We start from the raw sequence: 13,790 nt of genomic DNA on the forward strand, positions 1-13,790 counted from the left end.
CTCATAATTTTTTAAGAATTTGCCTGATTGCAATTTGTCAAAAGCTGTCGTATAATAGTCAGGGTTTTTATGCCTGCCAGAACATATAGTAAATAAGAAGAAAGAGTGATGATTTTTATGGATAACTCTCGTTATTATCTGGGAATCGACATCGGTTCCACCACAGTAAAAATAGCCATTCTGGACAAACAAAATACCATCCTTTTTTCCAATTATAAACGACATTTTGCTAATATAAAGGAAACGCTCTCCGACCTGCTGCAGGAAGCGCATGGCAGACTGGGAAATATCATCCTCCATCCGGTTATCACCGGTTCCGGCGGACTGACACTTGCCAATCATCTGCAGGTTCCTTTCGTGCAGGAAGTGATCGCTGTCGCTTCCTCTCTGGAGACGTTTGCCCCCAAGACCGATGTAGCCATCGAACTGGGCGGCGAGGATGCAAAGATCATCTATTTCGAAGGCGGTAACGTCGAACAGCGCATGAACGGGATCTGCGCCGGCGGTACCGGGTCTTTTATCGACCAGATGGCATCTCTGTTACAGACAGATGCCTCCGGTTTAAATGAGTATGCCAAAAATTACCAGTCCTTATACACTATCGCGGCGCGCTGCGGCGTATTCGCCAAATCTGACATTCAGCCGCTGATCAATGATGGCGCCACGAAAGAGGACTTATCGGCTTCTATCTTTCAGGCGGTTGTCAACCAGACAATCAGCGGACTCGCCTGCGGCAAACCCATCCGCGGACATGTGGCTTTTCTCGGCGGCCCTCTGCACTTTCTGTCCGAATTGAAAGCCGCTTTTATCCGTACGCTGAAGCTCGATGAAGAACACGTGATCGATACAGACAATTCCCATCTGTTCGCCGCCATGGGGTCTGCACTCAATTATAAAGAAGAAGTATCTGTCACCATGGAAGAAATGGTCGGCAAACTGTCCGGCGACATCAAAATGGAATTCGAAGTGGAACGAATGGATCCGCTCTTCTCCTCCCGGGAGGAATATGACGCGTTCTGTTCCCGCCATGCCGCCCACCGCGTGCGGACGGCTGACCTTGACAGCTATCATGGCAACTGTTATCTGGGCATCGACGCAGGGAGTACAACGACCAAAATTGCCCTTGTGGGAGAAGATGGTTCGCTGCTGTATTCTTTTTATTCCAATAACAATGGCAGTCCTCTGAAAACCGCCATTGGCGCTCTGAAAGACATCTATGCCAAGCTGCCCGCGGGAGTACGGATCGCCCGTTCCTGTTCAACCGGCTACGGGGAAGCGCTGATGAAAGCCGCTTTCCTGCTTGACGACGGCGAGGTGGAAACGGTCGCTCATTACTATGCGGCCGCCTTTTTCAATCCGCAGGTAGACTGTATCCTCGACATCGGCGGTCAGGATATGAAGTGTATCAAGATCAAAAACCAGACGGTCGACAGCGTCCAGCTCAACGAAGCCTGCTCCTCCGGCTGCGGCTCCTTTATCGAAACATTTGCAAAATCGCTGAACTACAGTGTTCAGGATTTTTCTTCCGCAGCCCTGTTCGCGGAGCACCCGATCGATCTTGGCACACGCTGTACCGTATTTATGAATTCCAAAGTAAAACAGGCCCAGAAAGAAGGGGCGGAAGTATCCGATATTTCTGCAGGCCTTGCCTACTCTGTTATCAAAAACGCCTTATTTAAAGTGATTAAAGTCTCCGATGCTTCCGACCTCGGCAGGCACATCGTCGTCCAGGGAGGTACGTTCTATAACGACGCTGTACTGCGCAGTTTTGAAAAGATCGCCGGCTGTCAGGCCATCCGTCCGGACATCGCCGGGATTATGGGGGCATTCGGCGCAGCGCTCATTGCCAGAGAACGATTTCAGTCCCAGCCGGATTACCGGACGACAATGCTCTCTGTGGAAAAGATCACAGCGCTTCGGTTCGAGACAAGCATGGCCAAATGTAAAGGCTGCACAAACAGTTGTCGGCTGACAATCAACAAGTTCACCGGCGGCAGACAGTATATCTCCGGCAACCGCTGCGAACGGGGACTTGGCAAAAAGAAAAATGAACAGCATGTCCCCAATCTGTTCGATTATAAATTAAAGCGAATGTTTGATTACGAACCGCTCACGGCAGACAATGCGCCCCGGGGCAAAGTCGGTATTCCGCGTGTACTGAACATGTATGAAAACTATCCGTTCTGGTTCACCTTTTTCACGGATCTCGGCTATCAGGTCGTACTCTCTCCGGTATCCACCCGAAAGATCTACGAGCTCGGCATTGAGTCCATACCAAGTGAATCCGAATGTTACCCCGCCAAACTGGCGCACGGACATGTGACATGGCTGTTAAAACAGGGCGTGCCTTTTATCTTCTATCCCGCCCTCTTTTATGAGAGAGCGGAATTCGAAGACGCCAACAACCATTACAACTGTCCGATTGTCACTTCCTATTCGGAAAATATTAAAAACAATATCAGCGAGATCGGCCGGGGAGATGTCGTCTTCCGCAATCCGTTTCTCTCTTTTCAAAATGTGCACACAGTTACAGAAGCGCTGACAAAAGAATTTGAAGAGATACCAGCCGGAGAAATCCGGGCTGCCGTAGAACATGGCTGGCAGGAACTGGAACACGCCCGCAACGATATGCGTCAAAAAGGGGAAGAAACCTTAAACTATCTGAAAGAGACCGGCAAACACGGCATAGTTCTCGCCGGCCGGCCCTACCACATTGACCCGGAAATCAATCATGGCATCCCCGAACTGATTACCGGCTATGACGTGGCTGTTCTCACGGAAGATTCGATCTGTCATCTCGGCAAACCGGAACGCCCGCTCATTGTCTCTGACCAGTGGATGTATCACTCCCGGCTCTATGCGGCTGCCGCCTATGTACGTACAACTGATCAACTGGATCTGATCCAGCTCAACTCCTTCGGCTGTGGCCTGGATGCTGTGACGACCGATCAGGTCAATGATATTTTGTCCGCTTCCGACAAAATCTATACCTGTCTGAAGATCGACGAAGTCAACAACCTCGGCGCCGCCAGAATCAGAGTGCGTTCTCTGCTGTCCGCGCTTCGCGTCAGAGAGCAAAAGGGAACGCAGCGTAACATCCGCTCCTCCGCGATTCATAAAATTGCCTTTACGGAGGAGATGCGCAGAGAATATACGATTCTCTGTCCCCAGATGTCTCCGATCCATTTTGAACTATTGGAAGCTGCCATCCGCAAATGCGGCTATCATCTGGAAGTACTGCCCAATGCCAACAAACAGGCAGTCGATATGGGCCTGAAATATGTAAACAACGACGCCTGCTACCCGTCTCTGATGGTCGTGGGACAGATCATGGAGGCGCTGCACTCAGGCAGATATGATTTAAACAAAGTAGCCGTCATAATCAGTCAGACCGGCGGCGGCTGCCGCGCTACCAACTACATCGGTTTTATCCGCCGCGCACTGGAGAAGGCCGGCATGGAACAGATACCGGTTATCTCCCTGAATCTGTCCGGTATTGAAAACAACCCTGGCTTTCGTCTGAATGCAGGGCTGCTCACAAGAGCGGCTTATGCCGTCCTGCTCGGAGATGTTCTCATGCGCTGTCTCTATCGGATGCGTCCTTATGAGAAGGAGCCCGGCTCCGCGAATGCGCTGCACCGCAAATGGGCCGAGAACTGCAAGCGTTTTGTCTCCGGCAGCCATCCCGGCTACTTGCGCTTTGGCCGCCTGTGCGCAGACATCGTCCGTGACTTTGATGCTCTCCCGATAACAGATGCGAAGAAACCCCGTGTGGGCATCGTCGGTGAAATCCTTGTCAAATTCATGCCTGCGGCTAACAACTATCTTGTCGATCTGCTGGAAGCAGAGGACGCGGAAGCCGTCGTACCCGATCTGCTTGATTTCATGCTCTACTGTTTCTACAACCAGATTTACAAAGCGGAGCATCTGGGCACAAGCAAAAAGAACGCACTGCTGGCAAACCTTGGCATCCGTGTTCTCACGTTTCTGCGAAGACCTGCGGCAAATGCGTTTAAAAAAAGCAGGCATTTCACTCCGCCTGCCAATATTTATGATCTCGTCCGCTATGCCGAACCGATCGTTTCCATCGGCAATCAGACCGGGGAAGGGTGGTTCCTGACTGCGGAGATGATGGAGCTGATCCACAGCGGCGTCGGCAACATCGTCTGCGCCCAGCCTTTCGGCTGTCTCCCCAACCACGTGGTAGGGAAAGGTGTGATCAAAGAGCTCCGTCGTCGCTACCCTGCCTCAAATATCGTGGCTATCGATTATGATCCGGGCGCCAGCGAGGTCAACCAGCTCAACCGCATTAAGCTGATGCTTTCCACTGCCCAGAAAAACCTGCAATAATACAGAACCGCGTCTTGAGCGACTCCCGTGCTCAAACGCAAACGAGCCGTGAAGCAGCACAGGGAATGATTTCTGTCATAAAAAATATAATCGTAGTCAAAAATGCGCCGTGCACACTTTCTCGTTTTCTCTGTGCACGGCGCATTTGGTTTTTTATCTGGCGGCAGCCTGAAATTTTCTATCTGGCAGCCTGAAATCTCGTTCTCACTTCATAAAAACCGACGCTCTACCGAAGGCCATTGACAGCCGCCCTGCCCATCAGCGCCTGCCCGGCGCGGTTCGGATGAATATCGCCCGGCTTTCTGACATAATCCTTTATATTTTCCCCTGTAATGCCACACGGATAAAGATCAATGACATGCAGGCCCAATTCCCCGCCCACCGCGCGGATCACATCATTCATCTGCAGCACATACAGCTCCAGCAATCGGTTTCTGTCATCTTCCGTCCCGTCGCCGATATACGGATAGGTAAAAAGGATGATCTCAGCCTCCGGGTATCTGTCTCCGGTCTTTTCCAACATCAATCGGTACTCATTTGCCACTACCCCGATGTCCTTTCCCACGAACAGATCATTCAAACCAAGCAGAACGAAAATACAGTCCGGCTCATGGTCCCTGGTATGGAGATTCGTACATTGATTCAAACCGCTGTTTCCCGCGCCCTCGGGCACATCCACGCCAACCCCGGTACTGCCGACCGCTCTGTTCGCCAGTATATTCATGCCCAGCTCTTTCGCAGCAAGATACCACCACTTAGTCGCCACATTCAGCCCTTCCCCGTCGCTCTGCAGACTGCCCGCCAGTTCCACAGACGAAAGACTGTCACCGAGAATCGACAGATATTGTCCCGTATAGGCAGACAGATTTGCCTGCGCACCGGGAATGCCTGCGTTCAGAGACTCCACTTCACTCTCATAAATATACATCCCCACTTCCCTTATATCGTCAGGCAGAGAAATGCTGTGCGTCCCGGACCCAAATGTCCCCAGCATGACCTGCTCTCCGTTCGCACGGGCGCCCCACACACTGTGGACTTCATTTTGCGTAAACGTAACTTGCAGCGACGTCAGCGGACACATCTGTTCCTCCGCCTCAATCATGTAAGTGATCACTTCATTTCCTTCTACGGCCATCACATGCCCATACACGGATACCGGAGCGGAGGACAAAGCGTAACCGCCGACTCCCACTTCCTCTGCACTTACGGAAAATGCACAGAAAAAAGTGAACCATAATACAAAGACCGGCAGGCCATATAATTTCCTTTCCTTATTTCTTTGTTCTCTCGGATTTTTCATAATGTCTCCCCTATTACCTTATTGGCTGCCTGTATTACCGATTATCTGTAATCCGCAATTACCTTACCCTGAAAACCAAAAATTGACCGCCAAAGAAAGCAGTCAACTTTTTGTTTCTCATCATTCATTTCTGATAGTCGGAGTGACAAGATTCGAACTTGCGGCCTCCGCCTCCCTAAGACGGCGCTCTAACCAAACTGAGCCACACCCCGATTCCGCATATCATCTATGACAGCTTTAATATAATATCATATTTTCCTGCTGGAATCAAGAGGTTTGCCGTTTTTCTATATAAAATTTATTCAGAGAAATAACTCACAGTCTTTCCTGACGGAACATACTTTTTTCATTGCCAGCGCCGCGGCGGATACCATACCGCCGTTGACTTTTCTCGCAGAATAAGGACAGTTTACGACACAGCGCATACAGGAAATACATTTCTGTGAATCTGCTTTTCTGATCTGATTCCGGTCGATGGCTCCTGCCGGACACTGCTTTGCGCACAGGCCGCAGTTGACACAGTCATTTCCCGCTTTCGGAACAAGACCAACACCTCCTGTTTTCTTATACGGCCGATCACCGGGGATCTGCATCGCAGCATCCGCCGATCCGTTTCCGATCTTATTGATTTTTTCCATAATCATTCCGGCATATGTTTTCAGCTGCCGTATGTCGTCCGCGTCCGGCCGCCCGGTTGCATACTGGTGCATGATCGAATGCTCCGCGACCGCAGAGACAGCCGCAGCTACCAGAAAACCACAATCCTGCGCAAGATCAGCCATTTCGACTAACGTATCCTCATAGGCCCGATTACCGTACACGCAGAGCAGGACACAACTGGCGCCGTTTCCCCGGATCTGTGACAGCCGTTTTGCTGCAAGAGCCGGTACCCGCCCGCCATAAGACGGCAGCGCAATCAGAACCATGTCCTCCTGCTCTATCTTACAGTGGGAAAAATCTGCATTTGGATCAGAGAGGTCGATCGTTGTCACACTGTCGCTCCACGCTTCTGTCATTGTCTCCGCTACTCGCTTCGTCCCGCCTGTCGGGCTGAAAATTATCTGTATGTACTTCATTTTGTTCTCCTGTCCTGTTTTGGTGATTGTTTCCTTCGTTGATTATTTAAACTGTCTTATTTTCCTGACATTCTGCATTTGATACCGTTTTTTTGTTCGATCAGAATCTCATCCGATTTCATCCAGATCATACGGCGTCGCCTGATAGACGTAATAGTTGAGCCAGTTGGAATAGAGCGTATTACAGTGGGCCCGCCACTGCAGATTTGGGCGCACCGTATAATCACCGTCCGTATAATAATTTTCCGGCAGCGCAATCTCCAACCCTTTCCCTTTATCCCGCATAAATTCATTATGTAATGTCACCCGGTCATATTCCGGATGGCCCATGACAAAGATCTGACGCCCACCCTCTGTCATACACAGGTAGACACCCGCTTTCTCCGACTCCGCCAACACAAGCAGATCCGCACAGGCATGAATGTCCTCGCTTGATACGGCTGTGTGTCTGCTGTGCGGCGCCAGGAAAATATCATCAAAGCCCCGTACAAGCGGCACCTTTCTGTTTTTTACTTTATGCGCAAACAGACCGAACAGTTTGGCATCCAGAAGATGTTTACGGATTCCAAAATGATAATAAAGCCCTGCCTGCGCTCCCCAGCAGATGTGAAACGTAGATGTCACATGACCTTTTGTCCAACGCATGATCTCACACAACTCCTCCCAGTAATCGACGTCCTCGAACGCGATCTGCTCCACAGGAGCTCCGGTTATGATCATCCCATCATATTTCTGGTCTTTCAGCTCATCAAATGTATTGTAAAACTTATTCAGGTGTGTCACCGAAGTGTTCAGCGACACATGACTGTTCATCTTCATAAAAGTGATATTGATCTGAAGCGGCGTATTGGACAGTGCCCGCAAGAGCTGCAGCTCCGTATCTTCTTTTATCGGCATCAGGTTCAGAATACAGATTTGCAACAGACGAATGTCCTGATGAATCGATCTGTTCTCATCCATAACGAATATATTTTCATTTTCCAATATCTCCTTAGCCGGAAGATCATTTTGTACTTTGATCGGCATATGCTCACTCCTTCTTTTCTTTTTCTCTGCCTGCTTCCCCGTTTTGCAGATATTGCCCCGCAAACGCTTCCTCCGAAAGAATGGGAATCCCCAGCTCTTTCGCTTTTTTGTTTTTGGAAGAATTGGAGGCAGTGTCGTTGTTGATCAGCGCGGTCGTCTTCGATGTCACACTTCCTGTCACCTTACCGCCCCTTCGCTCGATCTCTTCCTTGAGTGCATTCCGGTTTTCAAAAAGCTGTAAACTGCCAGTCACGACGAAAACATTTCCTTTCAGTGTCAGGCTGCTCTCATCGACCTGTTCCACCACAATGTCCAGTTCCGGGAGAAGCAGCCTCAGCTCTCTGCGGTTTTTCTCCTGCTGAAAATATTGGAAAAAAGCGGCGGCAATCACTTCGCCAACCCCGTCTGTCTCACTCAACTGATCCACATCTGCATTCATCATGCGCTCCAGATCATAGTCAAATTCCCGGCAGAGCATTTTAGCATTGGCTATGCCGATGTTAGCAATGCCAAGACTGTAGATCAGCCTTGGAAGCGTCGTATGCCTGGCTGTCTCAATGCCCGACAGCAGATTTTGATATGATTTTTCTCCAAAGCCGTCCAGTTCCACGATCTCTTCATGATGGTCGTCCAGATGAAAAATATCTGCGTAATGGTGGACAAATCCGCGCGCAATAAACTTCTCCAGTGTCGCCTCCGACAGACCGTCAATATTCATGGCATCTCTGCTGACAAACAGTGTGAACGATTTGATCTTTTTGGCGTCACAGTCCGGATTAACACAATACAGAGATTCCACTTCATTTGTCTTTTGTATCTGTGTCGGTCCGCCGCACACAGGACAGGCGGCAGGCGGTTCGATCGTGCCGCTTCCCGTGAGATTATCCGCGATCTGCGGAATGATCATATTGGCCTTGTATACTGTGATCCGATCGCCTGTTCCCAGCTTCAGCGCCTTTAAAATACTCACATTATGCACGGATGCGCGGCTGACCGTCGTTCCTTCCAGTTCCACCGGTTCAAAAATCGCCACAGGATTGATCAGACCGGTACGGCTGGCACTCCACTCCACTTCCCGCAATGTCGTCTCCGCCTGCTCATCCGCCCACTTAAAGGCAATCGAGTCCCGCGGAAATTTAGCCGTCGTCCCGAGCGAGCGGCCGTATTCCAGATCATCCAAAGAGAGTACAAGCCCGTCGGATGGCACGTCAAACGTCCGGATCTCCCTCTCAAACCATGCCACGGCCTCCATAATATTGTCTTCCGATACCCGTCGATAACCCACGACGTCAAACCCCTGCTCTCTCAAAAATAAGAGCTGCTTCTCCCGGGAGTTTTCAAACTCCACCCCATCTGCCTTCACGAGAGAAAACGCATAGAAACGCACATTCCGGGCTGCTGTCACCTCATTGTTAAGCTGTCTCACCGATCCGCTGCAAAGATTGCGGGGATTCTTATATCTGGCATCGGCATCTCCGATCGTTTCATTTATTTTTTTAAAATCCGAATAAGTGATCACCGCTTCCCCCCGCAGGGTCAGTTCTCCCCGACAGGTAATCTGAAGCGGAATATTGCGGAAAACACGGGCGTTGCCTGTGACAATTTCGCCAATCTCACCATTCCCGCGGGTAACTGCTTTTGCAAGTTTTCCGTCATGATAGTGAAGCACGACTGTCAGTCCGTCCAGCTTCCAGCTGAGGATCCCCTCATGACCTTTGAGAAAATCACGCAGCTCTTCCCGGCTCTTTGTCTTACCGAGCGACAGCATCGGTCTCTCATGTCGTTCCTTGGGCAGCTCTTCCACCGCCTCATAGCCTATCTGCACAGTCGGACTGCCAGCCAGCACAATACCAGTGCTCTGTTCGAGCTGTTCCAGCCGCTCATAGAGAGCGTCATATTCATAATTGCTCATAATCTCCCGATCCTGTGCATAATACGCTCTGGAGGCTTCCGTCAGACGCTGTGCCAGTTCCTTCATCTCCGCCATCTGCCGTTCACTCCGGTCCCCATGTGTTTCTGGCTGCTCCGGATCCCGCGGTCCCATATTTTCCTGTCTTGTTATCTCTGTCATCTGCTCTTTCCTGCCGTTTCCGCCGCCCGGTACAAGGTGGCCTTTTCTTCCCCTGAAATCTTCCGATATTCCCCTGGCTGCAGTCCGTCCAGAGTGATATTAATGACCCGGATCCGTTTCAGAGAAACCACATCCACAGAGAGCTCCCGGCACATTCTCCGTATCTGCCTGTTCAATCCCTGAGTCAGTATGATATGAAACGTGTATTTCCCTTTTTGTGCAATATGGCAGGGCCGTGTCGTTACATCCAGCTCCCGCAGATAAACCCCCTCCGCCATCTTCTGCAAAAAAGCCTCTGTGATCTCCTGTTTTGTCTTTACGATATATTCTTTTTCGTGTCCGGCAGAGCCCTTCATCATACGCTGAATCAGATCACCGTCGTTACTCAGAAGCAACAGCCCTTCCGAATCCTTATCCAGACGGCCTGCATAGGTAACCCGCACCGGATAACCGATCTCCTCCGTCACGATACGATCCGCGTATTTATCCCTTTCCGTACAGGTAACGCCCTGTGGCTTATAATAAGCAAGTACGACCGTCTCTTCTCTGCCCTGTACCGCTTTGCCATCTAGCGCCACAATATCTGTCTGTCTGACTGACAGGCCCATCGGGGCCGTAGTCCCGTTTACCGACACCCGGCCCGCCGCGATCAATTTATCTGCTTCTCTTCGGGAACAGATACCGCACTGCGCCAGATATTTATTCAGCCGAACTTCTTCCATCTCCTATATCCTGCTTTCTTTTTTTCTTTCTATTCATCATAGCAGAAGAATTTTCATGAATCAATCTTTCTCATGGATATTCTGCACCAAAAGAAAGCCATCCCCTCGTGGAATGACTTTCTCTCATTGATCTGCTGTTCTTTTACGGCCGTTACACCGCATACAGTTCCCATTTTCTCCCGTCTGTCCCCTGCAGTTCATCACTCAGTCCATAGACGACGTTACTGATCACGTACTCCCCATGGTTTACAAACACTTCGATCAGATTGCGTTCTGCGTAAATATCCAAATGCCAGCCGTCTTTTACATCCGGCGTCTCAAACCGCAAACGGTACCCGCAGCAGCCAGCAAAAACGGAGCTTCGATCCGTAGTGATTCGTGTTCCCTGACGGCGGATCAGATACCCGCCGACATTGACTGTCTCCCCATCCTCTATCTCCAGACTGAGCCGATACCCCGCGCCTTCTGCTTCCTGCACGGAAGCGATCCGCCTTGAATAGGCCTGATCCACATCAGGATGCACACGAAAATAAATATGTCCGTTGCTGACTTCCACCACCCGGGGAATGCAATACATACCGATCCACGCCCCGTTCACCGCTTCCGGCATACGCATCCATGCGACCATCACCCGCCGTCCCTGTGCGTCCGTCGTGCTCTGTGCCGCATACAGATCCAGCCCGTAGTCAATATATTGCCAGTGATCCGAAATGTCCATATCGCACGTTTCTTCGTCAAATACCGCTCGCATACAGATTGCCTGTTCTTCCTTCTGTCTGCCATCTTTGAGAAAGCCCATCGGGGAAAACATGAGTACGCCGCCGCCCTCCGTCTCAAAATAGTCCGGACATTCCCACATCCGCCCAAGTCCCGGTTTCGACACACTGCCTGATAACGACCATTGCAGCAGATCCGCACTCTTATAAAAGAGCAGTTTTCCCTGGCCTTCTTCCGTCTTGCTGCCGACAACCATATACCAGCCGCCGCTCCCCCGCCAGACTTTCGGATCTCTCGTATCTGTCCTGTCACCGATCCTGCGGTCGCAGACAGGCGGAATCACCACTGTCTTACGGAAAAAATTGTCGAATGTTTCCCCATCATCAGAGACGAGCAGCATCTGGCATGCCTCAAACCGATCTTCCAGGCACACATGAATATTGTCCGGATCGGGCGTTTCGTAATGAATACCTGTATAATACAGATACAGACGTCCTTCATGTTCCACAGCACTGCCGGAAAAGCAACCGTTCTGATCGCCATATTTACTTGGAAAAAGGGCAATCCCCTTGTGTTCCCAGTTTACCAGATCCTTACTCACCGCATGCCCCCAGTGCATGGTTCCCCATATGGGAGCATAGGGAAAGTACTGGTAAAACAAATGGTAGCATCCCTTATAGTAAATGAATCCATTGGGATCATTGATCCAGTTTCCCGGTGCTTTCAAATGTACTTTGTCTCGTCTCATGTCCCGTCAATCCCCTGTTATTTTCATATATTTGGTTCGTTATTTTACCGCTCCGGCCACCACGCCGCCGATGATCTGTTTTTGAAGCACTACATACAGTACGAGGATCGGAATGACGCAGAGAAGTAATCCCGCCATGATTGTACCATAATCAGCCGAATATGTCCCGTAAAAGCTGTAGGTAGACAACGGCAGCGTCAGCAGTTCCTTGTCCGTCAACACAAGCGACGGCAACAGAAAATCATTCCAGAATGCCAGTGAATTTAAAATAACCATTGTCGATATAATCGGTTTCAGTAGTGGAAACACAATCAGGAAAAATGTCTGTACATGACTGCATCCATCGATACGGCTTGCTTCCTCCAACGCGATCGGAACATTTCCTTTGATAAATCCATGGAACATAAAAACCGACATTGCCATGGAAAATCCGGTGTGCATAAAAATCAGAGTCAGCCTGTGGTTGAGAATGTTCAATGTACCTCCATAAATGCTCACGAGTGGAATCATAATCGCCTGAAAAGGAATAATCATGGAAGCGACCATCAAACCGAAGGTAATGCTGGTGACCTTATTTTTATTACGCACGATATAATAGGCCAGCATTGCCGCAAACAATGTGACCAGTACCGTCGAGAGCCCAGTCACGATCAGAGAGTTTTTGAAAGCATTCAGAAAATCCATCTGTTCAAATGCTCTGACAAAATTATCAAAAGACAGTCCCTTGATCGTAAACAGCCATGAGAATGGGCTCTTGATAATATCTCTCTTTTGTTTCAGCGAGTTAATCACAACCATCAAAAAAGGAAACATATATGCTGCAAATAGCATTGCCAGCAGAATGATTGCCAGTATGTGCAGGGCTTTTCTTCTGTTTCCGCCAACTGTCGTCTGTTTCATTATGCTTCTACCTCCTGTTTCTTTGTCAGATATACCTGAATACCACTGATGCAAGCCACCACGACAAACAGAATCAGTGCCTCCGCCTGCCCTACACCAAACGCTCTGGACGTAAACGCCTTTTCATATACGTGCATGGCCGCCATCTCCGTCGTACCATAAGGTCCGCCTGCCGTGAGAGACAGATTGACATCATATACCATAAACGCACGCGATAATGTCAGGAAAAGACAGATTGTAATGGACGACATCATCAGCGGTACGACGACGCTCACCATCCTTCTCCAGCCGGAAGCGCCGTCTATACTTGCCGCTTCCATAACATCTTCGCTCAATCCCATAAACCCGGCGACGTAGATCAGAATCATATAGCCCGAAAGCTGCCATACGGACACGAGTACCAGCGCCGCAAACGCTTTTCCTGGCGTAGAAAGCCAGGAAATCTCAAACAGATCCCAGCCCGTCGATTCACCGATATTGACAAACGCCCTCGAAAACACGAATTGCCAGATATAGCCGAGCACAATACCGCCGATCAGATTCGGGGTGAAAAATCCTGCCCGGAAAAAGTTCTGTCCTTTGATTCCTCTCGTCAACAGATAGGCAATGGCAAACGCAAACACATTCACGAGAAGGACAACTACAATCACATACTGAAAAGTAAGAAGCAGTGAGGTCCAGAACTGTCCGTCCCGCACGACTCCCAGAAAATTGGCAGCTCCGATAAAATTCTTCTTCGTGGCCACACCGTCCCAATCCGTCATCGTCAGATAAACGCCATACACAAACGGAACAATAACGACTGCGAAGAAACAAAATAATCCCGGCAATCCGAATATGCAGAAATCTTTTCCGCTGTTTTTTGATTTCATAACTCCTT

At 49.9% G+C, this 13,790-nt stretch carries 9 protein-coding genes and 1 tRNA gene; 1 reads left to right on the forward strand and 9 read right to left on the reverse strand.

The window, feature by feature from the left end; all coding sequences use genetic code 11:
- The first annotated feature begins 117 nt into the window (after positions 1-117).
- The gene (locus tag V1224_10025) at positions 118-4,350 is read left to right on the forward strand and encodes an acyl-CoA dehydratase activase-related protein (GenBank protein WWR14835.1); all 4,233 of its coding nucleotides are present in this window, start codon (positions 118-120) and stop codon (positions 4,348-4,350) included.
- 226 nt (positions 4,351-4,576) lie between these two features.
- Here V1224_10025 and V1224_10030 read toward each other — a convergent pair whose 3' ends face one another.
- The 9 genes from V1224_10030 to V1224_10070 all read right to left on the reverse strand — a co-directional run bounded on the left by V1224_10030 (position 4,577) and on the right by V1224_10070 (position 13,782).
- Positions 4,577-5,650, reverse strand: coding sequence for an SGNH/GDSL hydrolase family protein (locus tag V1224_10030; protein WWR14836.1), 1,074 nt, complete (start codon positions 5,648-5,650; stop codon positions 4,577-4,579).
- 137 nt (positions 5,651-5,787) lie between these two features.
- Positions 5,788-5,862: transfer RNA gene (locus tag V1224_10035), tRNA-Pro, on the reverse strand.
- Positions 5,863-5,952: 90 nt separating this feature from the next.
- Complete coding sequence (locus tag V1224_10040; protein ID WWR14837.1) at positions 5,953-6,726, reverse strand: 4Fe-4S binding protein; 774 nt, start codon at positions 6,724-6,726, stop codon at positions 5,953-5,955.
- A 108-nt stretch (positions 6,727-6,834) separates the two neighbouring features.
- Positions 6,835-7,752 carry a homoserine O-succinyltransferase gene (gene metA / locus V1224_10045; GenBank protein WWR14838.1) on the reverse strand — a complete coding sequence of 306 codons (918 nt, stop codon included), beginning with the start codon at positions 7,750-7,752 and terminating at the stop codon, positions 6,835-6,837.
- 4 nt (positions 7,753-7,756) lie between these two features.
- A complete protein-coding gene (gene ligA / locus V1224_10050) occupies positions 7,757-9,730 on the reverse strand; it encodes an NAD-dependent DNA ligase LigA (protein WWR17458.1) in 1,974 nt (657 codons plus the stop codon).
- Between the two features lie 89 nt (positions 9,731-9,819).
- The gene (locus V1224_10055) at positions 9,820-10,545 is read right to left on the reverse strand and encodes a pseudouridine synthase (protein ID WWR14839.1); all 726 of its coding nucleotides are present in this window, start codon (positions 10,543-10,545) and stop codon (positions 9,820-9,822) included.
- 151 nt (positions 10,546-10,696) lie between these two features.
- Positions 10,697-12,010, reverse strand: coding sequence for a glycoside hydrolase family 32 protein (locus tag V1224_10060; GenBank protein WWR14840.1), 1,314 nt, complete (start codon positions 12,008-12,010; stop codon positions 10,697-10,699).
- Between the two features lie 39 nt (positions 12,011-12,049).
- The gene (locus V1224_10065) at positions 12,050-12,910 is read right to left on the reverse strand and encodes a carbohydrate ABC transporter permease (protein ID WWR14841.1); all 861 of its coding nucleotides are present in this window, start codon (positions 12,908-12,910) and stop codon (positions 12,050-12,052) included.
- Entirely contained in the window at positions 12,910-13,782 is an 873-nt protein-coding gene (locus tag V1224_10070) for a sugar ABC transporter permease (GenBank protein WWR14842.1), read from the reverse strand. The genes V1224_10065 and V1224_10070 overlap by 1 nt, the downstream gene beginning before the upstream one ends.
- Positions 13,783-13,790: the final 8 nt, after the last annotated feature.

The organism is Lachnospiraceae bacterium JLR.KK008, from assembly GCA_037015955.1.
GTDB lineage: Bacteria > Bacillota > Clostridia > Lachnospirales > Lachnospiraceae > VSOB01.